17 protein-coding genes are annotated in these 19935 nt (G+C 71.6%); 3 read left to right on the plus strand and 14 right to left on the minus strand.

Annotated elements, in window-relative coordinates:
* Positions 1 to 8 precede the first annotated feature (8 nt).
* Entirely contained in the window at positions 9 to 2066 is a 2058-nt protein-coding gene (locus tag AB0J87_RS60875; protein ID WP_363984683.1) for a hydantoinase/oxoprolinase family protein, read from the minus strand.
* 236 nt (positions 2067 to 2302) lie between these two features.
* Entirely contained in the window at positions 2303 to 3367 is a 1065-nt protein-coding gene (locus tag AB0J87_RS60880) for a LacI family DNA-binding transcriptional regulator (RefSeq protein ID WP_363984685.1), read from the minus strand.
* 329 nt (positions 3368 to 3696) lie between these two features.
* Here AB0J87_RS60880 and AB0J87_RS60885 point away from each other — a divergent pair, with 329 nt between their 5' ends.
* A complete protein-coding gene (locus tag AB0J87_RS60885) occupies positions 3697 to 5034 on the plus strand; it encodes an MFS transporter (protein ID WP_363984687.1) in 1338 nt (445 codons plus the stop codon).
* A gap of 3 nt (positions 5035 to 5037) precedes the next feature.
* On the opposite strand, the gene AB0J87_RS60890 is transcribed toward AB0J87_RS60885, so the two are convergent.
* On the minus strand, positions 5038 to 6015 hold the full coding sequence (locus AB0J87_RS60890) for a nitroreductase family protein (protein WP_363984689.1): 978 nt from the start codon (positions 6013 to 6015) through the stop codon (positions 5038 to 5040).
* Positions 6016 to 6178: 163 nt separating this feature from the next.
* Between AB0J87_RS60890 and AB0J87_RS60895 the strand changes: the two genes are divergently transcribed.
* Entirely contained in the window at positions 6179 to 6586 is a 408-nt protein-coding gene (locus AB0J87_RS60895) for a pyridoxamine 5'-phosphate oxidase family protein (protein WP_350727597.1), read from the plus strand.
* A gap of 314 nt (positions 6587 to 6900) precedes the next feature.
* Here AB0J87_RS60895 and AB0J87_RS60900 read toward each other — a convergent pair whose 3' ends face one another.
* Together AB0J87_RS60900 and AB0J87_RS60905 are read right to left on the minus strand one after the other, a co-directional pair.
* Positions 6901 to 7542: a DUF305 domain-containing protein gene (locus AB0J87_RS60900; protein WP_363984691.1), complete on the minus strand. Its 642-nt coding sequence runs from the start codon at positions 7540 to 7542 to the stop codon at positions 6901 to 6903.
* A 118-nt stretch (positions 7543 to 7660) separates the two neighbouring features.
* The gene (locus tag AB0J87_RS60905) at positions 7661 to 9331 is read right to left on the minus strand and encodes a GAF domain-containing protein (RefSeq protein WP_363984693.1); all 1671 of its coding nucleotides are present in this window, start codon (positions 9329 to 9331) and stop codon (positions 7661 to 7663) included.
* 93 nt (positions 9332 to 9424) lie between these two features.
* On the opposite strand from AB0J87_RS60905, the gene AB0J87_RS60910 reads away from it, so the two are divergent.
* Entirely contained in the window at positions 9425 to 10066 is a 642-nt protein-coding gene (locus tag AB0J87_RS60910; RefSeq protein WP_363984695.1) for a response regulator transcription factor, read from the plus strand.
* Positions 10067 to 10092: 26 nt separating this feature from the next.
* Here AB0J87_RS60910 and AB0J87_RS60915 read toward each other — a convergent pair whose 3' ends face one another.
* From AB0J87_RS60915 to AB0J87_RS60955, 9 genes are all read right to left on the minus strand, one after another.
* Entirely contained in the window at positions 10093 to 10578 is a 486-nt protein-coding gene (locus AB0J87_RS60915) for a CBS domain-containing protein (RefSeq protein ID WP_363984697.1), read from the minus strand.
* Between the two features lie 101 nt (positions 10579 to 10679).
* Complete coding sequence (locus tag AB0J87_RS60920; protein WP_363984699.1) at positions 10680 to 11777, minus strand: YbdK family carboxylate-amine ligase; 1098 nt, start codon at positions 11775 to 11777, stop codon at positions 10680 to 10682.
* 48 nt (positions 11778 to 11825) lie between these two features.
* Positions 11826 to 12665 (minus strand): universal stress protein, encoded by an 840-nt coding sequence (locus tag AB0J87_RS60925; RefSeq protein WP_363984701.1) that lies wholly within the window; start codon positions 12663 to 12665, stop codon positions 11826 to 11828.
* A gap of 124 nt (positions 12666 to 12789) precedes the next feature.
* Positions 12790 to 12957 carry a hypothetical protein gene (locus AB0J87_RS60930; RefSeq protein WP_363984703.1) on the minus strand — a complete coding sequence of 56 codons (168 nt, stop codon included), beginning with the start codon at positions 12955 to 12957 and terminating at the stop codon, positions 12790 to 12792.
* 6 nt (positions 12958 to 12963) lie between these two features.
* Positions 12964 to 14046: a cellulose-binding domain-containing protein gene (locus AB0J87_RS60935; RefSeq protein ID WP_363984705.1), complete on the minus strand. Its 1083-nt coding sequence runs from the start codon at positions 14044 to 14046 to the stop codon at positions 12964 to 12966.
* Positions 14047 to 14187: 141 nt separating this feature from the next.
* A complete protein-coding gene (locus AB0J87_RS60940; protein ID WP_363984707.1) occupies positions 14188 to 16230 on the minus strand; it encodes a GxGYxYP domain-containing protein in 2043 nt (680 codons plus the stop codon).
* Positions 16231 to 16331: 101 nt separating this feature from the next.
* Positions 16332 to 17654, minus strand: coding sequence for an NAD(P)/FAD-dependent oxidoreductase (locus AB0J87_RS60945; protein WP_363984709.1), 1323 nt, complete (start codon positions 17652 to 17654; stop codon positions 16332 to 16334).
* A gap of 30 nt (positions 17655 to 17684) precedes the next feature.
* Positions 17685 to 18230, minus strand: a complete 546-nt coding sequence (locus AB0J87_RS60950; RefSeq protein ID WP_363984711.1) for a PadR family transcriptional regulator — start codon at positions 18228 to 18230, stop codon at positions 17685 to 17687.
* Positions 18231 to 18436: 206 nt separating this feature from the next.
* Positions 18437 to 19897, minus strand: coding sequence for a serine/threonine-protein kinase (locus tag AB0J87_RS60955; RefSeq protein ID WP_363984713.1), 1461 nt, complete (start codon positions 19895 to 19897; stop codon positions 18437 to 18439).
* Positions 19898 to 19935: the final 38 nt, after the last annotated feature.

Raw genomic sequence — 19935 nt, forward strand, 5'->3', positions numbered from 1 at the left:
CCGGGTGCTCACAGGTGGATGACGAGGTTGCGATGGGCGTCGACCTCCGCGGTGGAGCCGGGCAGGACGAGGGTGGTGGTGTCCATCTGCTCGACGATCGCGGGGCCCTCGACGACCGTCCCGGGAGCGAGCGCCGCCCGGTCGTGGACCAGGCACTCGTGGAAGCCGCCCAGCTCGGGCAGGTAGACGGCGCGCTTGCGGGGCTGCTCCCCCTCGGGACGGCCGCCGACGACCGGGCTCGACGACGGCCGCGCGTCGATCTCACCCCAGGCCTGTACGCGGAACGTGACTGCCTGGACGGGGCTGCCGGGATTGGCATAGCCGTAGGCCCGCTCGTGCGCCGCGGCGAAGTCGTCGAGCGCGGCCGCCACGCTCTCCGCGGTGACCGGCCCGGCCGGGAAGGCGACGGTCAGCTCGTGGTTCTGGCCCGCGTAGCGGAGATCCACCTGGCGGCGCGTGCCGCGGGCCCGCTCTTCGATGTCGCTCGCCTCGAACCACCGCTCCGCCTGCGCGTCCAGCTCGGCGAAGACGGCCGCGACGTCGCCTGCCGACGGGTCCGCCGCGCCGAGTGCCATCGGCATGACCGCGGTACGCGAGAAGTCGCTCCTGACGTCGGTGAGCAGCAGGCCGAGCGCCGACAGCGCCCCCGGCGACTCGGGCACGAGGATGGTCGCCATGCCGAGCTCCGCCGCCAGCCGGGAGGCGTGCAACGGGCCGGCCCCGCCGAAGGGCACCATGACGTAGTCGCGCGGATCGTGGCCCCGCTGGACGGAGATGACGCGGATCGCCCGGGCCATGTTGGCGGTGACCACCCTGATGATCCCCTGCGCCGTGTCCTCGACGCTCATGCCGAGCTCGGCGGCCAGCGTGCCCACCGCCCGGCGCGACGCCTCCGGGTCGATCTTCATGCGCCCGCCGAGGAAGTACTCCGGGTTGAGGACCTGCAGGACGACGTTCGCGTCGGTGACCGTGGGCAGGTCCCCGTGGCCGTAGCAGGCGGGGCCGGGGAAGGCTCCGGCGCTCTGCGGGCCCACCTTGAGCAGGCCGCCGCTGTCCAGGCGCGCCACCGAGCCGCCGCCGGCGCCGACGGTGTGGATGTCGAGCATGGCCGTACGGATCGCGCGTCCGTCCAGGTCCAGGCCGGAGCTGGTCCTGGGTGCGCCGCGCTGGACGAGGGAGACGTCGGTGGACGTGCCGCCCATGTCGAAGGTGATGATGTCCGGATGTCCGGCGGCGGTCGCCAGGCGCGCCGCGCCGACGACTCCCGTACTGGGGCCCGACAGGACCATGCGGACGGGGTACTTCTCGGCCTCGGCGAAGGACACCACGCCGCCATTGCTCTGGGTGACGTACGGCCGCACCGCGAGCCCCTTTTCGGCCAGTCTTTCCCGCAGCCGCGCCAGGTAGCCGGAGACCTTCGGGCCGAGGTAGGCGTTGGCGACGACGGTCGACAGCCGCTCGTACTCGCGGAACTCCGGCAGCACCTCGGACGACAGGGAGACGTAGGCGCCGGGGAACTCCTCCTCGATCCACCGCGCGAGGTGCCGCTCGTGGTCGGGGAGGACATAGCTGTACAACAGGCACACGGCGACGGCTTCGGCCCCCTGGTCGCGCAGTCGGCGGATCTGCTCGCGGACCTCGTCCTCGTCGAGCGGGGTACGGACGGTGCCGTCGTGCCTGACCCGTTCGGCGACCTCCAGGCGCAGGTCGCGTGGCACGAGAGGGGCGGGCTTGTCGGCCTGGAGGTCGTACAGCCTGGGGCGGCGGCCGCGGGCCAGCTCCAGCAGGTCGCGGAAGCCGCGGGTGGTCAGCAGGCCGGTCCGCGCGCCGGTCTCGGTCAGGAGCGCGTTGGTGCCGACGGTCGTGCCGTGCGCGAAGTAGGAGATGTCGGCGAATCCGCCGTCGCCGGCGATGCGGAGCAGCTCGGAGACGCCGTCGATGATCGCTTTGCCGGGGTCCTCCGGGGTGCTGGAGACCTTGAAGACGCGTAGTTCGTTGCGTTCTGTGTCGTAGAGACAGATGTCGGTGAAGGTGCCGCCGGTGTCGACACCGATGCGAAGGGCCATCGCCTTCGTTTCCTCTCGCCGGAGTTCGGCAGTTGCGACGTTCTTCGGGAGAACGTTCTCTGAACGTAGCCACCGATGCGCGGCACCGTCAAGGCGGCGATCGCCCCGCGCCGGGTCTCGCCGAACCCCCGGGGCTCGGTCACGGCGCTCGCGGTCACGGGGTTCGCGGTGGACGGGCCGAGCGGGACGCGGGCCGGCGGGGGCCCTGGGGCCGCGGCAGCGGGCGGGCCGGTGTGTCAGGCGGGGGGTGCCGCGACCGAGCCGCGGACGATCAGGGACGACTGCAGGATCGTCTCGCTGGGGGCGCTGCGCGGGCCCGGGCCGGCCAGCCGGCCGAGGAGGACCGTGCCGGCCGCGGCGCCGAGGTCGTACGCCGGCTGCGCGACCACCGACAGCTGCGGGCGCACCAGGGTGCTCCACTCGTGGTCGTCGAAGCCCATCAGGCTGATGTCCTCCGGGCAGCGCCGGTCACCGTCCATGATGGCGCGGAAGGCTCCCCCGGTCATGACGTTGGTGGTCGCGAAGACGGCCGTCACGTCCGGCCTGGTGACGAGCAGGTCGCGCACCCGCTCGCACGCCGCATCGGCGTCGTCGCAGCGCAGGACCCATCCCGGGTCGCAGGTGACGCCCGCCTCGTCGAGCGCGTCCAGGTAGCCCTTGAACCGCAGCGAGCTGGGGAACTCCGCCGCGCTCCTGCGCCGCCGGGAGGAGGGGCCGTCGCCGGGCGTGGCCGAGGTCACCACCGCGACCGCGCGATGCCCCAGGCCCAGGAGGTGGCCCACGGCCCGTTGCGCGGCGGCCCGGTTGTCGAGCAGCACCGAGTCGACGGGCCCGGCGCCGTCGTTGCGGCGGTCGAGCAGCACCAGCGGAACGCCCGCCTCGCGGACCCGGCGCAGGTGGCCGCCCTCGGAGACGCTGGCCGAGGCGACGATCATGCCGTCGACGCGCTTGGCCATCAGCGCCTCCACCGCCGAGCGCTCCCGCGCCAGCTCCATCCTGGTGCTGACCAGCAACATCTCGTAGCCGGCGGCCCGCGCGCGGTCGGAGATCCCGTTGACCGCGCGGGCGAAGAAGGGGTTTTCGATGTCGCTCACGACCACGCCGATGACGCGGGTCGAGCCGGTCACGATACTGCGCGCCACGTCGTTGGCCCGGTAGCCCAGCCGTCGGGCCGAGTCCTGCACCCGCCGCACCAGCTCCGGCGACGGGGTGCCGTAGCCGCCCAGCACCCGGCCGGCCGTGGCGGGCGACACTCCGGCGTCACGCGCGACATCGATGATCGTCGGTCGCCCAGCGGCCACGTACAGCGCCTCCCCCGCTCCGATGGTGGCGGCCCGTCCACGGCCTCGACGATCATCGTAGCGGCCCGCACCTGAATACTAGGTGACGAGTGCTTGACACATCGTCACGCCTGATTCTAGCTTCATGGGAGAACGTTCTCCCGACTGTGCCACCCATGCGCGGTCCGCCACCGCCCGGACGCGGCACCCGCCACGACGACCCGCGCCCGCCCGCGCCAGGCTTTCACCAGCGAAGACTACCCGCGCCGACCAGCTCGTCCGCGCCGGCGGCGGGCCCCTCGACCACCTTTTACGTCGCCGCCGCATCCACCGTTCCACGAGGAGACCCCATGAGCACCCCCGTAGCCAACGACCCGGACGTCGTCCACACACCACGGGCTCGCCGGCGCCTGTTCGCCTCCACCATGATCGGCAACGCCGTCGAGTACTACGACTTCACGCTGTACGGGACGCTCGCCGCGGTCATCGCCTCGCACTTCTTCCCGGAGGGTGAGACCACGGCCGCCCTGCTGGCGGCGTACGTGGGGGTGGCGCTCTCCTACTTCATCCGGCCCATCGGCGCGATGGTCCTCGGCCCGCTGGCGGACCTGAAGGGCAGGCGGCCCGTCCTCGTCCTCACGATCGTGCTGATGACGGTCGGCACGGCGGGCATCGGGCTGCTGCCCACGTACGCGGCCGCCGGGGTCGTGGCGCCGGTCCTGCTGCTGACCGCGCGGGTCGTGCAGGGCCTCGGGGCCAGCGTAGAGTTCACCACCGCGGCGAACTTCCTGCTGGAGCACGAGGACCGGCGGCGCCGCAACTACGTGCTGGGCACCCTGAACTCCACCGCGTCGATCGGGTCGTTCCTCGCGGCCGGGGTGGCGTTCCTCCTGACCCAGACCATGTCGACGGAGGCCTTCGCGAGCTGGGGCTGGCGGATCCCGTTCCTGCTGGCGATCCCCCTGTCCGCGGTGGCGGTCTACATCCGCAAGCGGCTGAGCGAGAGCCCCGAGTTCGAGGCGGTGCAGCGCCTCACCGAGCAGCAGAAGGTGCCCCAGACCCCGCTGCGGACGGCGGTGCGCTACTACTGGCCCGACATGCTGCGCTCGATCGGGCTGAGCGCGGGCCAGCGGATCGGGTCGTTCGTCATCCAGGCGTACTTCGTCACCGCGCTGATCAGCGCCGGCTTCCCCACCTCGCTCGCCCTGCTGGCGTCGATGATCACGTACGTGGTCGGCCCCGTGCCGAGCATCTACGGCGGCCACCTCGCCGACAAGTACGGCGCCCGCGTGCCCCTGCTCATCGGCTACGGGCTGTTCATCGTGCTGACGGTGCCCACGTTCATCGGCATCGGCAGCGGCTCCATCCTCGTCGCCGTGCTGGCGGTCGTGGGCTTCACGATCATCAACAACATCATCTCGGCACCGATGATGGCGGCCGCCATACTCAGCTTCCCCCCGGAGGTCCGCTCCAGCGCGGCGGCCCTGAACTTCAACGTCGCGACCTCGCTCATCGGCTCGACCGCCGGCCTCGTCGCCGTCTGGCTGCACGACATCACCCAGAGCGACGTGACCTTCGGCTGGTACATGACCGCGTTCTGCCTGCTGTCCTTCCTGATCGCCATCTTCGCGCTGCCGACCGGCGCCCGTCGCGAGCTCCCCACGAACCTCCTGGCCGAGCGGAAGTGACTGCTACATCGTCGCCTCCGACACCGAGCGGCGAACCGACCCCTTGTCGTCGGAGGTGACGCCCAACCGCATGATCATCTGCGGGTACTCGTCCGAGCAGAGCTCGTGGCGCAGGAACTCGCGCAGCAGATCCATCTCCAGCGCCTGCGTGTGGAAGGCGGCGCTGACACCGTAGGCGGCGGCCTCCAGCAGGACGTGCTGCAGCGCCTGCCCGGCGTCGATCCACTCCTGGCGGCCGTCGCCCCGTGTGGTGAGCAGCGCCACGACTCCGGCACACGTCTCGGTCCGCTGGTCGGCCTGGCTGCCCCAGTCGTGCCCCCAGGAGTAGTCGCGCTGGGGGAAGTCCGGGTCCGTGCGTACCGCCTGGCGGGGGTAGCCCTCGGCGGGCACCCCGTCCTTGCGGGCGCTGCCCGGCGGCCGGGCCCAGCGGACCACCTCCAGGCTGAAGCGGCGGTCCTGCGCCTGGATGCCCTGCGCGGCCTGGGTGAGGGCGGCGATGACCCTGACCGCGTCCGGGGAACGGACGGGGGTCAGCCTGGCGCCCTCCTCCATGGCCGCGCGGGTCAGCCGTTCGATCAGCCTGTCGGGCACCGGCACGTCGGCGAAGCCGGCGCGGTGGGTGCGGCGCCGCTCGATCTCCTTGCCGAGAGTCTTGAGGGACTCGTCGGGGGCCATTTCGGTGCCCGGCCGGAGCCTGGCGAGCAACGAGGGGCGGTCCGGGTCCGGCAGCGTACGCACCACGGGCTCCCAGCCTTCGCAGCGCATGGCCGTACGGAGGGTGTAGAGCGCCGCGCCGCAGCTGATCAGCAGCTCGCGGCCGGAGGTGTCGCTGACGCGCAGTTTTCTGTCCGGGTCCGCCCGCAGGCTGATCTCCTCCCCCGAGGTCGTGAAGATCCAGGGCTGCGTGTTGTGTATGGACGGCGCCCAGCGCGCGGCCTCCAGCGCGGTGTCGATCGCGTGCTTCGCCGATAGGACAGCCATGGCTTCCACCTCCGTCGGGCCCTCTGTCCAGCCCATCACACCCTCCGCTTCCGGATCAGGGCCGAAGGTCCCCGGCCGCCAGGGCCGTCAGGCCCTCTATCGGCGGTGACGAAGGGACTTTCGCCTCTAACGCGGAGGTGGCACCAGCAGGGAAGTTAAGGGTATGCAGCTCGATTCGTCCGGACTTCAGGTGCTCTCCCGCGAGGAGTGTCTCGGCCTGCTGTCCACGACCCCTATCGGCCGGATCGTGTTCACCGAACATGCCCTGCCGGCCGTGCAGCCGGTCAACTTCCACCTCGACGGCCGCTCCATCGTGATCCGGACCTCGATCGGGTCGAAACTGGCGGCCGCCACGCGGCACGCCGTGGTGGCCTTCGAGGCCGACGAGTTCGATTCCGAGCTGCGTACGGGCTGGTCCGTCACCGCGGTCGGGCAGGCGCGGGCCGTGACGGACCCGGACGAGATCCACCGGCTGGCGGCGCTGCCGTTGACCACCTGGGTGCCGGGGAACCGGGACCACTACATCGTGGTCGACGCCCAGGAGGTGTCCGGCCGGCGCATCACCCCCTGAGGGCGCTGCTGTTCGCGCGTTTGACGAATCCAGGAAAAAGCGCGGGATTCATAGCAAGCCATCAGGCAACAGTAATAGCAACATCACTGTCTGTAATCGGGGTGAAGCAATGCGCAAAGTGATCATTCTGACTGTGGCCGTGGCCGCCGCTGCCGCGCTGACGATGGCGGGCCTGGCGGTCCTTCGAGGCGACTCGCGTTCGGCCAAAGCCCGCTAGGCGGACCTGGGGCCAGGACCCCGAAGTCCCGCAGTTCGCGTCGCGGGCTGCGGGAAGGTCGCCAGCTGTGGGAAGGTCGCGGGCTGCGGGAAGGCCGTCACTTCCGCATCCCGCACGGCATGCTCCAGCCCTTGAACCAGTGGGCCAGGTACCGCTGCATCCGGAACATCTCGGCATGCCGGGTGTCGCGCATCCTGACGGCGAAGCCGGCGGTCTCGGCGTGCGTTGCCCGCCCGGACATCAGCAGTTGCTGGGACATCGACACCGCGGCCATGTGATGCGGAATCATGTCGAGCAGGAACGCATTGTCCAGCGCGTCGCCCGACAGCTCGGACAGATCGCGGATCATCGGCTGGTAGCCGGTCACCGTCCCCGAACGCCCTGGATACCACTTGTCCAGCCAGGCCCTCATCGTGGCGATGTCGGCGCTCTGCCGGGCGATGATCGAGGCTCCGAGAGCGCGCATCTGCGGCCGGTCCGAGCGCCGCAGTTGCCGGGCCGCCGTCACGGCTTCTTGATCGTGAGCCACCATACGGGCCAGATAGCCGGCCTCGTCGGTGACGTTCATGCTGCGCGTCGACCCGTACGGCCCGGTCAGGCTCCGCTCAGACGGTGTGGCGTTGCGCTGCTCGACGATGGCCTGCTGGGCGATGCCGGTGGCCGTTGCGGCAAGGCCGGTGACCGCGACGGCCGCCAGCGCGGAACCGGCCGCGATCCCCGCCACTGCCGAACGTTTCATCTCGGCTCCCCGTGTTCGATTCCCCTTCCTCTCCTATGCTCCGGGGTGGTTCACCGCGCCCGACAGGGCCTTATGCCCCATACGATCAGGACCAACGTCCTTCCACCGGAAGCCGATCTCACAGGGGGATCAGCCAGCACAGCCGCGTCCCGCCCGCTTCGGGCGTCGTGAGCTCCGCGCTGCCGCCCAGCCGGGTGGCGCGTTCCTCGATGTTGCGCAGGCCGCTGCGGCGTCCCGGCTCCCCCAGGCCGACGCCGTTGTCCGTCACCACGAGCGCGAGCCCGCCGCCCACGGCCTCGACCAGGACATCGACGCTCGTCGCGCGGGAGTGGCGGACCACGTTGGACAGGGCCTCGCGCAGCACGGCCAGCAGATGATCGGCGACCGGCTCGGGCACCAGCGCGTCGATCTGCCCTTCCATGCGCAGGCCCGGCATGAAGCCCAGGTGGCCCGAGGCGCCCTCCACCAGCTCCACGATCCGGCCCCGCAGGCTGGGAACGGGCTGCTCACCGGAGCCCTGCAGCGCGAAGATGGACGAGCGGATCTGCCGGATCGTCCCGTCCAGCTCGTCGATCGCGTGCTGGACCCGCTTGGCCGCCTCTGGCCGCTCCACCAGCCGGATCGTGCTCATCAACGTCATCGCGGTGGCGAACAGCCGCTGGATGACCACATCATGGAGATCTTTGGCGATGCGATCGCGATCTTCCAGCAGTCCGAGCCGCTCGGCGTCCCTGCGCGACTCGGCCAGCTCCAACGCGATCGCCGCCTGACCGGCGAACGACTGCAGCACCTGCTCGTCCGCCCCGCTGAACGGCAACCGCCCGCTCCGCTTGGCCAGCACCACCACCCCGCGCACGTCCGGCGCGCTGCCGAACGGCACCATCATCACCGGCCCGTAACCCAGCCGCCGCAGCGGCGAGCCGGGGCGCGGGCCGCTCTGCATGTCCGGGTCGGACATCGCCTCGCCCTGGACGAACACGTCCCCCGCGAGCGTCTCCGACACCACGAAGACGGCGCCCAGCAGCTCCTGCGCGCCCTCGCCCTCCGCGAACTCCACGATCAGCGTCTGCCTCGACGGCTCCGGCAGGAGCACCTCGACCAGGTCCGCATCGGTCATCGCGAGGGCGGAGTCGGCCACCAGGCTCAGCGCCTGACGCGGGTCGGCGCCGGACAGCAGGCGCGTGGTGACGTCGGACGACGCCTGCAGCCAGGTCTCCCGCCGCCGGGACTCCTCGTACATGCGGGCGTTGTCCACGGCGACGCCGGCAGCGGTGGCCAGCGCCACGACGATGGCCTCGTCCTCCTCGTCGAACTCTTCGCCGCCGCGCTTCTCGGTCAGGTAAAGGTTTCCGAAAACTTCCTCGCGCACCCGGATCGGGACGCCGAGGAAGGTGCCCATCGGCGGATGCCCCTGCGGGAAGCCGTACGACTCCGGGTGGTCGGCGATGCGGCCCAGCCTGAGCGGCCGCGCGTCCTTGATCAGCAGGCCCAGCAGGCCCAGGCCGTGCGGCCAGTGCTCGATCCTGGCGATCTCCTCCTCGGTCAGCCCCACCGGGATGAACTGGATGAGCGTGTTCTCGTGGCCGATCACGCCCAGCGCGCCGTAGCTGGCGTCCACGAGCTTGGTCGCGGTCTCCACGATGCGGCGCAGCACGGTCTCCAGATCGAGCTCGCTGCCCACCGACACCACGGCCTCGAGCAGTACGTGCACCCGATCCCGGGTGGCCAGCACGGTATTGAGCCGAACCTGCAGCTCGGCCAGCAGCTCGTCGAGCCGCACGTGCGGCATCACCGGAAGATGCTCGCTCCCCACATCTTCAAGTGTCGCACCAGGTCGGCGGCGCCTCTCGCGGTGCTCCCGGCATCGGATAGCGTCATATATGTGATTCGTGTGTTCCTCGTCGACGATCATGAGGTCGTCCGGCGGGGCGTCGCCGCGTTGCTGGAATCCGAGGACGACATCGAGGTCATCGGGGAGGCCGGCACGGCCGAGTCCGCGATCGCCCGCATCGCCGCGCTGAAGCCCGACGTGGCGGTGCTGGACGTGCGGCTGCCGGACGGCAGCGGCGTGGACGTGTGCCGCGAGGTGCGCTCGAGGGTGCCGGGGCTGGCGTGCCTGATATTGACGTCGTTCGCCGATGACGACGCGCTGTTCGAGGCGGTGATGGCCGGGGCGGCCGGCTACGTGCTCAAGCAGATCCACGGCTCCGACCTGGTCGGCGCGGTCCGCACGGTCGCCGCGGGGCAATCGCTGCTCGACCCGCAGACCACCGCCGCCATGCTGCAGCGCCTGCGTGACCAGGCCGCCAGGAAGGATCCCCTCGCCGCGCTGTCGGAGCAGGAGCGGCACATCCTCGACCTGATCGGCGAGGGGCTGACCAACCGGCAGATCGGCGAGCAGTTGTTCCTGGCGGAGAAGACGGTCAAGAACTACGTGTCCAACCTGCTGGCCAAGCTCAACATGCAGCGCCGCACGCAGGCCGCCGCGCTGGCGGCGCGCCTGCGGGACAACCGTCCCGAATAACCCGCCGGCGGGCGGGAGGACAGCGTTCAGGGCGCGTCTCCCACGGTGGAGGCCGGGGGAAGGACGGGTTCGAGGTGGAACATCCCGGTGACCACCTCATGGGACCCTTCGGCGGGGCGGAGACGTCCGGCGACGGCCAGCAGCACGTCATGAGCCGTGACCAGGCCGATCAGCCCGCCGCCGTCGACCACCGGCACGGCGTCGCACCCGGCGTCCAGCATCGCCGCCGCGACCCGGGTCAGCGGGGTGTCCGGGCGGACCACCGGTCTGCGCTCGCACCCGAGCAACATCCGTACCTGACGGCTGGACTGCTCCTCCGGCCCGCCCGACCAGGACGCCGCCACCTGCTCACGCGTCAGGATGCCGAACACGTGCCGCCCCTCGACGACCGGCAGGTGGTGAACGTCGGCGCGGCGCATCAGCTCCCAGGCCATCAACGGCGACTCGTCCGGCTTGACCGCCACCAGGACCCGGCTCATCACCTCCTCGGCGGCCAGCATTTCGACGGTCATGACCCCTCCTCTCTCCCACCTCTACCTTTACGACGGCGGGCCCGCCGCGCCCGGGGACGAAGTCCCGAATGGGGGTGACATTGGTCCCCATCTCGCGTCATTCAGGCGAGTGTCGCGTCGGCGAGCAGCTGGGCGAATCGACGGGGAGTGCCGGCCTGGGACCACATCGTCCGCTGCCGGGCCGCACCCGTCCCCCGGCGGGCCAGCCGGTGGAGCAGCAGGGCGATCGGTTCGGGCTCGGGCAGGCGCGGCAGGAGGAGCTCCAGCAGGTCGCGGTGGGTCAGGGACCGCGACGTGTACGGATCGAGGGCCGGCGCGTCCAGGCCGAGGCGGGCGGCGGCGGCCAGCTCGGCGACGATCTGCCGGTCACTCAGCGCCTTGATCGGCACATTTCTTGTCATGTCGGCGATGGCCAGGGCGACGAGCGCCCGCGCCATCGCGGCCAGCAGCACGGTGTCCTCGACCGACAGGCAGGTGTCCATGACCCGCAGCTCCACGGTCGGGTAGCGCGGTGACAGCCGGGCGTGGAAGTACACGCTCCGTTCGTCCATGGCCCGGCCGCGGCGGATCAGGTGGCACACGGTGGCGTCGTAGTCGGCCGCCGACCGCCACGCCAGGGGAGGCGCCGCCGTCGGCCAGCGGCTCCACTGCCGGTAGCGGCGGCTGGCCCAGCCCGTGTCCCCGCCGCCGGCGATGGGAGAGTTGGCGCTGAGCGCCAGCAGCGTGGCCAGATAGGGCCGGAGCCGGGTCAGGATCTGCACTCCCAGCTCGCGGGAGGAGATGCCGACGTGTACGTGGCAGCCGCAGGTGCCCGAGCCCGCGACCAGGGCTCCATGGCGGGCCGCCAGCGCCCGGTAGCGGTCGTCGGCCGTGAGAGCGGACAACCCGGGCATGTTTCGCGGGGGAATCCCGCACGCGACGAGATGGCAGCCCAGTTCCCGGGCCGCGCGTGCGGCGAGCGTCCGGTGGCGGGACAGTTCCTCGGCCACCTGCGCCAGGTCCGTGCACACGCCGGTGACCGTTTCGAGCTGGTAGCGCATGGCCTCGGCCTTGACGTGCGGATCGCCGCCGAGCAGCGCCAGGACCGCCGGCGCGGCCAGGGCCGGGCCGCCTTCGGCATGATCCAGCAGCAGGAACTCCTCCTCCACGCCCACCGTCAGCATCCGGACCACAGGGGTGGCGGTGCCATCCGCTCTCATCGCAGCCTCCCCGGAAGCAACCTGCGTACGGGGCGATCGATCCCTTCCCTACCGCACCACGGCGACGGCGCAGCGGGCGTGGTGCAGCATCGCGTGGCTGACCGAGCCCAGCAGCGCCGAGCGGATGACTCCGCGCCCGTGCGAGCCGACCACCACCAGCGCGGCCTTGGCAGAAGCGGTCACCAGAGCGTCGACCGGGTGGGCGCGCCGCACGTCCTCGACCACCTCCACCCCCGGGTACGCCTCCCGGAATCGGGCGATCCGGGCGGCGACGACCTGGTTGGCGGCCGCGGTGACGTCGTCGGGGTCGTAGTTGACCTGTGGGGCGTACAACTGCACCGGCGGCTGCCAGGCGTGGAGCGCGCGCAACGGGCTGCCGCGCAGCTCGGCCTGGCGGAAGGCGAACTCGAGCGCGGGTTCGCACTCCGGCGAGTCGTCGACGCCGACCACCACCTCACCGCGTACGGACTCCTGCTCGGGCCGTACCACGACCACCGGGCAGTGCGCCTGACCGGCCACGTGCAAGCTCACGGAGCCGAGCAGGGCCCCCTCGAACCCGCCCAGCCCCCGGCTGCCGATGACGATCTCGGTCGCGTCCTTGGCCTGCTCCCGCAGGGCCACCGCCGCGGCCCCCTCGACGACCTCGGTCGACACCTCGACGTCCAGCTGGCGCTCCCCCGCCAGCTCGGCCGCCTCGGTCACCATCGTCTGCGCCATGCGGTCGAGCACGTCCGGCTCGGGAGCGGCGTGGAACCTCGAAAAACGGTACGAATCGCGGTTCACGGCGTGCACGACGCGCAGCGGCTCGTGCCTGCGCTTCGCGTCATCCACCGCCCAGGCCACCGCCGCGCACGACGCCCGCGATCCGTCGACACCTGCAATGATCATGTCGGCCCCCCTCTCCCCCCATCGCACCGCACGCGACCTCGCCGCCCCAGGGCCATAAGTCCCTCATGGACAGGGCCAACGACCCGGCGTCCGACGGCCGTGAAAGGGCTCGTCAAGGGGCCTTTCAGGGGCCTGGCGCGCTGCCGGCCGGCTCGCGCGCGAAGAGCCCGCCGAGAGCGGCGGCGAGGACGGGCAGCGCGACGACCACGGCCGCGATCGCCGGCCTCGTACGGACCAGGCCGGCGATCGGAGCGCGCCGATGGGCGGCGTGATCGCCGATCACGCCGCCCATCGCCGGTCAGGTGAGGAAGCTGCCGTAGGGGCCGTTCAGCATGGCGTTCTTCTGTGTCTGGTTGAAGATGCAGTTCGGGTAGGAGTAGAAGGTCGCCGACATGCACGTCCCGTCGGTGGAGGTGGCGTCGGGCAGGCCGAACGCGTGCCCCAGCTCGTGCACCATTCCGCCGTACCACCGGTTCATCGCGCCGTTGATCCCCGCGGCGCCGTCGGCGTCGTGTCCGCTGAGGATCACCCAACCGTTGCCACCGCCGCCACCGGCGCCGTCGCCTTCGGCGCTGATCTCGCCGACGTTGACCCAGCGGTTGTCCGGTGCGCCGAGACCGAGCTTACGGCGCAGCTCGGCCTGCATGTTGCACACCGTCCACCAGTACTTCTCGCCGCAGTTCGGCGTGTTCTCGTACCAGGTCCGCGGCTGGTCGCCGTTGACGACCTCGACGACCGGGTTGTTCAGCGTGAACGTCTTGCCCAGCTGCTGCTTGAAGAAGCGCTGCGCCTCCTGCATGACCTTCGCGATGCCGTCCGGGTAGCGCTGGTCGTAGGCCACGTCCGAAGGCTTGAGCCAGTAGACCCGCACGGTCCGCGACGGCGGCGGGCCCGACGTCGGGGTCACGGTCGGGGTCACGGTCGGGGTCACCGTGGGAGTCACGGTGGGGGTGGGGGTCACGGTGCCCGTGCAGGTGACGCCGTTGAGGGTGAAACTGGCCGGCACCGGATTGGTGGAGTTGTTCCACGTGCCGTTGAACCCGAACGAGGCGCTGCCGTTCGTCGGCAGGGAGCCGTTCCAGCCGGCGTTGGCGGCGGTCACCGCGCTGCCGTTCTGCGTCACGACGGCGTTCCAGGCCTGGCTGACCGTCTGCGAGGCGGCGAAGCTCCAGCGCAGGGTCCAGCTCGTGAGTGGATCACCGAGGTTCTTGATCGCGACGTTGGCGCTGAAGCCGCCGGCCCACTGCGAGCCCAGGGTGTAGGTGACCTGGCAGCCGGCCGCGGCCGCGTGCGCCGTGATCGTGCTCGCCACCGCGGCGCCGGCCATGCAGACGGCCAGGACCCCGGCGATGAGGCCCCTGCGTAATCCTCGTAAGTGCATCCGCCTTCTCCGTGTGAGGGGGAGCCCGAAAAATGTGAACCTTAACAACGAGCACGGTGATGATCCATGCCGAGCCTGTCAATGAGCGTCGGCGGGAGGCTGCTACGGACGTGGGGAAATGCTTTTGGGACTCTGAAAGTTTCAGGCCGACAGATGCTCGCGCAGCAGCGCGAAGAACGTGTCGCCGCGGACGATCTCGAACGGATCCCCCAGGAGCCCCGCGAGCTCGGCGATGTCGGCAGGCGTCCAGTTCCAGGCGTTGACCGCGCCGGCGATGAACAGCGGCGCTCCCCCGTCCCATCCCTCGATCCGCCGCACCAGCGTGTCCCGGTACTCCTGCGCCTTGCCCTGCGGCGAGAAGTTCCCGATCACGGGCAGGCCCGCCGGGTGGATCAGCAGGTCGCCGGTCTCCCACGACTGGATGATGCCGCGCACCGGGGTGTCGCGCCGGTAGGCGGCGACGATGCGCTCGTCGAAGGCCACCCAGCCGTCGCCCTCGGGCTTGCGGTGGTTGTAGGCGTAGACGAGATCCATGCCGGTACGGCGCAGGAATCGGCCGGTGAGCCGCGTGTACGCGGCCAGCGCCGCCGCCGGCCAGGACCCCGGGTAGGTGTAGCCGGCGCCGGACGGGCCGGCCACGAGCAGGTCGTTCGCGGTGGCCGTGCGCTGGTAGTACGCCAGCAGCGCGGGCCCGATGTCGGCCAGCAGCGGGCTGACCGTCCAGTTGACCGGCACGCCGCCGCGCTTGGGGTCGTCCCAGATCTCGCGCATCCGCCGCTGGCAGTACTGGATGTTGTCGCCCTCACCGACCGTGAGCGTGAGATAGACGCGAGCGCGTAACGTGGCCGGCGGTCGCGGGCGTACCCGGTCGGAGATCCTGGCGGAGACCCCGGCGTGGACGGTGGCGTTCATGTAGTAGTCGGCGGGGACCACCTCGACGCCGTGCTGCGAAGCCCGGTCGACCCCGCCCCACTCGCCCGCCACGTCGTTGGAGAACCAGCCCGCGTACGGCGTGGCGGGCTCCACCCGGCCGAAGATCTCGTCGAGCAGCTCACCGGTGGCGCCGCTGGGCGGCAGCCAGAAGACCATGGCCCGGGTGGCCACCGCGTAGTCGCGGAAGTAGGGAAACGGCTCGACCCGGGTGGGCGCGGTCGTCGCGGCAGTGACCAGGTACTGGTTCCACAGGTCCACCTCGACCAGCAGTTGCCGGGCGCCGACCGGGGCGGTGAAACGGTAGATGAAGTAGTTGCCGCCGTCGGCGAAGCGGTTGTCGTCGCCGCCGATGGCGGAGTTGAGGCCGTCGAAGAGGTAGGGGGCCTCGGCCTCCGTGCCGGGGGTGAACGCCGCGATCTGCGTCCCGTCCGCGGTCACCTTCACCGAGCCCACGGACGCGCCCCAGCCGTCGTCGCCGAGCGAGTCCTGGAAGCGCAGGTAGACGCCGTCCTGGGCGGTCGGCAGCTCCTGGCTCAGGTCGAACGTGCGCACCGCCCGGTTGGAGGAGTCGCGGACGCGCTCGGTCTCCCGCGCGAGCTCGCGCCACCGCACGCCGTCCACCCGCACGGTCCTGGTGGGCGGGAGCCCGGCGAGCAGGGTGTGGGTGCAGCGGGGGAACAGGTGGTCGAGCTGCCAGCGGTACGTGGCCAGGACGTCGGCGGGGTCGAAGCAGCCGCGCAGGTCCACGACGGTACGCAGGCCGTACGCGGCGGCCTGCTCGGCGGTCGCGGCGACGGCGTCCTCCAGACCGGCCAAGGTGGTGGCGACGTTGACGGAGTCGGGGACGTCCGGGTCGTGCAGGATCGCGCCGCGCACCTCGCCGCGGTAGCGGGCGACCAGGTCGAGGGGGCGGTCGTGACGGGTGACCGCCGCACCGGTGCTGGACAGCCAGCGCTGGTCGTGTCCGGCGGCGTCATAGTTGAAGTAGAGGCGCGGCCGGCGGCGGTTGACGACGCCCTGGAGGGTGGTCAGGAGCAGCTGGTCGTCGCCGTGGAGGGTGGTGAGGTCGGCGAAGTCGAGGTGGGTGGGACGGCCGAAGTTCGGCAGGAAGGTGGGGAGGGTTCGCGCCGCGGCGGGGCCCTGGACGGTGGGGAGGGTTCGCGCGGCGGCGGGGTCCTGGAAGGTGAGGCCGAGGCCGCCGGCCGCCAGGACCACGCCGTTCGCCCGCAGGAAACTGCGTCGTGACACCATCAACGATCTCCGCTCCTCGTGGGGGGACAAGGATTGACACCGCTGTCAATTGCCTTCGAACGTAACAACGTGACGTGATGTTGTCCATGGTGTAAACCACCTCAGCGCTCCCCGAACACCGCCCGCCCGAGCGGCGGGACGGCTCCGCAGGCGCGGAAGAACCACCGGGTCGCCGACCGCTTCAGCGGGCTGCGCTCGAGCGCGGCGTCGGTGTTGCGGACGACCTCGCGGACGGTGTCGAACCCGTGGCGCAGCATGTCCGCCTCGTAGGCGCGCAACGCCTGCGGCAACGGCTGCTCGCCGCGGTCGGCCGCGGCGAGCGCGGCGCAGAGCCGGTGCGCGTCGCGCAGAGCCGCGTTGCCGCCGAGCCCGCCGACCGGGGGCATGTGGTGGACGGCGTCCCCGAGCCCGGTGACGTTGCCCGTCTCCCACGGCCGGAGCGGCTCGGCGGCGCTGAACTCGGTCTGGTAGAGGGTGTCCGGGGTCGAGTCGGCGAGCAGCCGGCGCAGGTCGGGATGCCAGCCGGCGGTCCGCCGGGCCAGCATCTCCCGCACCGCGGCCGGATCGGCCTGGGCCTGCGGCGTGAAGTCCGCCGGGAGGGAGTCCCGGTGCGCGATGAACGCCCACAGCACGTAGTCGTCGTCGTGCGCGTCCGCCAGCAGCCGCTCCGGCTCCAGCCCGAGCGCGCGTACCCGGTCGCCGAGCCTGGCGGTGATCGCCGCAGGGTCCTCGCGCCTGCGGAAGATCGCGGTGAACAGGAAGTCCCGGCGTGGCCAGAAGACGTTCATGCCGGCGAGCAGCCGCTCCGGCAGCCATCGCCGGTTGTCCTCCGTGAGGAAGAGCTTGCCGGCGACGGCCGTCGCCGGCAGCGTGGTGCGGCCGGCCGCGGGATGGAGCTGCGCCCACACCCGGGAGTTGACGCCGTCGGCCGCGACGAGCACGTCGGCGGTCGCGGTGGTGCCGTCGGCGAACTTCGCCGTGACCGTCCCGTCGTCCGCCCGGGCGAAGCCGGTGAACTCCTTGCCGAAGCGGACGACGTCGTCCAGGCCGACCAGCAGCAGCTTGCGCAGGGTGATGCGGCTGACCGCGTGCCGGCCGGTCGCGGGGTCCAGCGGGTCGCGGTCCCGGCCGTCCTGGCCGAGGCGGACGAGCGTGCGCATCCGTTCGTCGAGGAAGCTGATCCCGGGCCCCGGGTCGCCCGCGGTGGCCACCAGCACCTCCCACAGGGCGAGCGGCAGGCAGGCGTGCAGGGCGACGCTCCCGGCCGGATCGATGTTCAGCCGGAAGCCCTGGAGGCGCGAGTCGGCCGTGCGGTCCCGTTCGTACACGGTGACGTCCACGCCGGCTCGCTTCAGGCCCTGCGCCAGGCAGAGCCCGCCGATCCCGCCGCCGATGACGGCGACGTGCAAACGCCGAGGAGGCATGAGTTCCTCACCTTTCTGGTAGCGGGCGCGTCAGGGCTGCCCGGCGGGCTTCGCCAGCTCCGCGAGCAGGCGGTCGTGCCAGGTCAGCTCCATCTCGAGCTGCATCAGGGTGTAGTCGAAGGCGACGGCCTCCAGCCTGGTCAGGTGCGGGTCGGCCTCGGTGCGCAGGTTGCGCCAGAAGTCGAGCTGCGCGGCGAAGGCGTCGCGCCGTCGCTGGACGGCCGTGCGCAGCTCGTCGAGGCCGATCTCGCCGCTGTGCAGGAGCACCAGCTGGATCGCGTCCGGCCGGAACTTCGTGTCCTCGAGGACGGACCTGATCAGCGAGACCAGCTCGGTCCGGCCCTTGCCGGTGATGCCGTAGACCGTGCGGGCGGGCAGGTTGCCTTCCTGCTCGGTGCGGACCACCTCGACGACGCCTTCGTCCGCCATCCGGCGCAGCGCGCCGTACAACGAGCCGGGCTTGACGTCCGCCCACAGCTCCACCCGGTCCAGCTGAGCGGCGGCCCGGATCTTGTGCCCGTGCATGGGGCCGCCGTCGGCCAGGGCGCCGAGAATGAAAAGGCGTGTTGCTCGCATATGAGTACTCAAACACGAGCAGCCATCGCGCCGCAAGTCGGTCAGCGACGGTCGAGGAGGCCCGACTCGCAGGCGAGGGTGACGGCGGGCGCGGGCCCGAAGGCGGCGGGCGACCTGATCGCCCGCGCCCCTCTGCGACCGCCACCGACCGGGCGGTCTGTCCTTACAGCCCCTGGACCGACCGCCACCGACCGGGCGGTCTGTCCTTACAGCCCCTGGACCAGGGCCACGATCACCGAGGTCAGCGCGACCGGTCCCATCACGGCCACCGTCACCACGGTCGCGTTGCGGCCGGGCAACAGGCGGGCGAGGGTGCGCGCGGCGACCTGCCGCACCACGCCCGCGCCGGGCAGTACGAACAGCCCCAGCGTGAACGCGCCGGCGGCCAGGGACTCCGCGTGGCTGGTGCCCAACCGGCCGGACAGGTGCAGGAGGCTCGCGACGACGGTGCCGAACGCCAGCGACAGGAACAGGTGGCCCACCGCGACGAGCGCGGCCCTGCCGAACGGCGGCCGGGTCTCGGCGAAGAAGTGATCGCCGGCGCGCAACGCCAGCGAGAGGGCCGCCGCCACCAGACCCACGGCGACCGGCATGACGACGGTCGCCGCCACCAGCGTCACGAGCACCAGCACCCCGACGAACCCGCTGCCGGCCAGGAACCGCTTGAGCTCGAAGGGCTCCGCGGGAGGCGGGGCCGGGCGGGGCTCCCGCGGCCGGTCGTCGTGGACGGTCGGAGCCGGGGCGGGCACGTAGGGCGGCGGCCGCTCCTCCTGGCGGCTCGGGGCGTATTCGACCGGCGGGAGCAGGTCGGCGACGATGTCCATGGTCAGCGTGCCGCTCGCGATCCGCTTGGTCCTGTCCGGGCGGCCCGCCGGATCGAGCGCCCTGGCCAGCCGCAGCAGCTCCCCCGCGCCGGGCCGCGCCGCCGGATCGACCTGCATCGCCCGGCTCAGCCAGCCCCGCAGCCACGCCGGCGCCTTGTCGATCTGCGCCCGCCCTTCCATGGTGTTGAAGCAGATCGCCTCGAACGTCCCCGTCCCGAACGGCGGCAGCCCCGTGGCCGCGAAGAACACCGTCGAGGCCAGCGCGTGCACGTCGGCCGCCTGGGTGATCTGCGAGTCACGGATGATCTCCGGCGCCAGGTAGCCCGGCGTGCCGACGAACATCCCGGTCTGCGTCAGCCGGGCCGCGTCCACCAGATGCGCGATGCCGAAGTCGATGACCAGCGGCTCGCCGTCGACCAGCATGACGTTGGACGGCTTGAGGTCGCGATGGATCACGTCGGCCGCGTGGATGTCCACCAGCGCCTGGCACAGCCCATGGGCGAGCTTGACGACCTCGCGCGCCTCCAGCGGGCCGTCGGTGAGCACGGTGTCCTCCAGCGTGCGGCCCGCGGCGAAGCGGGTCACCACGTAGGGCCGGTTGCCCGCCAGCTCGGCGTCGATCACCTCGGCCACGTAGCGGCTGCGCACCCGCCGCATCGTCTCCACCTCGCGGAGCAGCCGGTCACGCGACTTGAGATCGGCGGCCACGTGCGGGTGCAGCACCTTGATCGCGACCTCGCGGCCCGCGCCATCCAGACCGAGGTGGGCCACCCCCATGCCGCCCTCGCCGATCTTCCCGATCACCCGGTACGGGCCGAGATGCTCGTGCGTCTGCGTGCTCATTCCCGACGTCATCCTCCGTTTTCCCCTGGTACGCCGCG

The organism is Nonomuraea sp. NPDC049625, assembly GCF_040675285.1.
In the GTDB taxonomy this organism is placed as follows: Bacteria; Actinomycetota; Actinomycetes; order Streptosporangiales; family Streptosporangiaceae; genus Nonomuraea; species Nonomuraea angiospora_A.